General features: G+C 40.2%; 3 protein-coding genes. All 3 read right to left on the bottom strand.

The window, feature by feature from the left end; all coding sequences use genetic code 11:
* Positions 1–254 precede the first annotated feature (254 nt).
* The gene (locus tag HRT50_RS18405) at positions 255–761 is read right to left on the bottom strand and encodes a shikimate kinase (protein WP_291617217.1); all 507 of its coding nucleotides are present in this window, start codon (positions 759–761) and stop codon (positions 255–257) included.
* Between the two features lie 211 nt (positions 762–972).
* A complete protein-coding gene (locus tag HRT50_RS18400; protein WP_291617215.1) occupies positions 973–1,662 on the bottom strand; it encodes a class I SAM-dependent methyltransferase in 690 nt (229 codons plus the stop codon).
* A 281-nt stretch (positions 1,663–1,943) separates the two neighbouring features.
* A partial coding sequence (locus HRT50_RS18395; RefSeq protein WP_291617213.1) for an acyl-CoA dehydrogenase occupies positions 1,944–3,056 on the bottom strand: 1,113 nt, incomplete at its 5' end.

Genomic DNA, 3,056 nt, shown 5'->3' with positions numbered 1-3,056 from the left:
TGCTTATTAACGGGATCAAAGAATAGCTGGGTGTTTAAGAAACAAGGCTGCTGAGGTATTAACTCATTAACAATAGTCATAACTTTAGCGGAGCCAATAAAGCTAAACAAGAGATCTCGTTGCTCGCTATTTAAAAAGGCATCACTGGTCCGATAGGCTGAATTAATCGCTTGTTGCTGATAAGAAGTTCCGAATCAGTAAGTAGCCCTTTTGCTGATATCTTTTTTTCATCACTGCTCGCCTGCTTTAACTTGCTAATTATTGCTAGGCTCAGCTATGCACTCAACATTGCTAGCCAGCATTTTCTTCATTCCTGCATAGTTTTGATAAAAGTCTAGGTGAGCGGATTTTGAGAAAGTATCATCTCTTAGTTCATATTGAGAAATCCACTCTACTAACATGGCTAAGTTAGCATCTTGTGCTGTTTTAGACTCATATTTATGCGGTTCCCAAGGGCGATCATTGGCATTAACAATACAGTCTTCAATGGGCAAGTTCATAAAGATAATGTCCGTTGCTGCAGACTCAGCTATCACTAATAAATCACTATAACAGCCCTCGATAACCCAGCTTTCATTTAGCTGCATAAATTGCTCAATAGCTTGGGCACTTTCTATTAACGGTTTCCTCGTCGGTGGATTGGTAGGCTGCCATGCGTGCATATCCAAATCTAAGTGCGCTAACTGTTCAGACTCAGCAAGTTGTTTAGCCAGCGTAGATTTTCCACTGGCTGAATTACCAAAAATTAATACTTTTCTCAATATTGCTCCCATAAGCCTAAAAACTAAATCAGTAAATATATGCGTAAATATCACATACTTTTAAGGATGTTGAAACCTCCAGTATTGGCAATATCATAAGAACAATGTAATAAAAAATTACTGACTTAGTACCTGCCACGCTTTAACCGCCTCGGCTTGGTATTCATATTTTTATCAATTAGCATGATGAACTGATTTTTTGTCAGTTCGGTTAGATTTTCTCAAACAACATCACAAAACGATCAGTTTGGCGGCGTAACTCAGGCACAAAAACTAATTTAGAATGATCATCAGCACTATTTTCTAATAACTTAGAGGTTTTAATTAATTTAAAGCCACGCTTTTCTAAATCAGCTTTAACAAAAGCGCTATCAATTCTGTGTAGTGATTTAACATCACGAATACCACTTTTCTCTGCGGCATCATGATCAATAACTAATAATTTGCCTCCTGACTTCAGCGATTTAAGCACTTGCGGCATCACTTCATCGGCGGTGAAATTCCAGCCTTTGTCTTGAAAAAACATGTCATGGAAGCCCAAGACTAAAAATGCACTATCATAAGTATTTTCAGCAAGCTTTAAGTTATCCGCTTCACTGAGTAGATAGGTAACGTTTTTTAGTCTGTTATTGGCAAGACGTATTTCTAAGGATTCTTCTGCATATTTAAGATAGGCCTTGGGAATTTGCAAAGTAACCGCACCTTTATCACCAACGACACGAGATAATAACTCAGAGTAATAACCACCGCCGGCTAATAAATCCAGTACCTGGTCACCTTCTTTAACGCCAGCAAAGTCGATAACTTGTGCCGGCTTTAGGTTGACATCTTGTTGAGTATCTTCATCACTACGTGCTGTTAAGTCGAGTGAACCGGCTAAAAGTGGTGCACTAAAGGCCAATAAACTTAAGGTAGAAAATACGGCTAGCTTTGCAGTTACTTTTTTTTCAAGTTAGGTTGAATTGTCTTTATCATCATTGCTTTATCCCTGACTGTCGTTAATAAAAAAAATGGCGCAATAACTTACTTTAAGTGATTACCGCGCCCTTAAATGCATATGACAGTTTATAACAAGGTTTTCTTTGGGCAATAACTAACTTGTTTCAAAACATGTAACAGCTTTGTAAAATCCACAAGAGCTGGCTTTAAGCCAAATAGCCAGAATCAGCAGTTTAATTAGCGTTAAAAGAACGCTTGTATACCCGTTTGTGCTCGCCCTAATATTAAAGCGTGCACATCATGAGTGCCTTCATAAGTATTAACCGCTTCAAGGTTCATCACATGACGAATAATATGAAATTCATCACTAATACCGTTGCCACCGTGCATATCTCGCGCTTGGCGAGCAATATCTAACGCTTTGCCACAGGAGTTACGCTTGATCAGTGAAATAGCTTCAGGGGCTAAATTGTTCGCATCCATCAGGCGCCCTGCTTGTAAGCAAGCTAACAAGCCAATGCTAATTTCGGTTTGCATATCGGCTAGTTTTTTCTGAATTAATTGTGTTGCCGCTAAAGGTTTACCAAATTGCTCTCTATCTAAAGTGTACTGACGCGCACCATGCCAACAGAATTCAGCAGCACCGAGTGCACCCCAAGCAATGCCGTAACGCGCCTTATTCAAGCAACCAAAAGGACCGGATAAACCACTGGCATGTGGTAGCATATTGTCGTTTGGCACAAAGACATTTTCCATCACGATTTCGCCGGTAATAGATGCACGTAGTGAAAACTTACCTTCAATTTTAGGTGCTGATAAACCTGGCATACCTTTTTCAAGAATAAAGCCTTTAATAACGCCGGCAAGCTTGGCCCAAACAATAAAGACATCGGCAATGGGAGAATTAGTGATCCACATTTTGCTGCCATTAAGTTGATAACCACCGTCAACCGCGACCGCTTTTGTCGCCATACTGGCGGGATCTGAACCTGAATTTGGCTCAGTTAAACCAAAACAACCGATATATTCCCCCGTTGCCAACTTAGGTAAATATTTCATTTTTTGTTCTTCACTGCCGTAGGCATGAATAGGATGCATCACCAATGAGGATTGCACACTCATAGCGCTGCGATAACCACTATCGACGCGCTCAACTTCCCGGGCAATTAAGCCATAGCTAACATAGTTAATACCGGCACAACCGTACTTATCTTCAATGGTTGCGCCCAGTAAACCAAGTGCGCCAAATTCCCTCATAATTTCAACATCAAACTTTTCATGGCGATTAGCTAATAAAATACGTGGCATCAGCTTTTCTTGGCAATATTGCTTAGCCGTATCGCGTAGCATGCGCTC

This window comes from Colwellia sp. (assembly GCF_013215345.1).
Taxonomy (GTDB): Bacteria; Pseudomonadota; Gammaproteobacteria; order Enterobacterales; family Alteromonadaceae; genus Colwellia.
The sequence above is the reverse complement of the archived record's forward strand: the minus strand, read 5'-3'. Positions and strand labels throughout refer to the sequence as shown.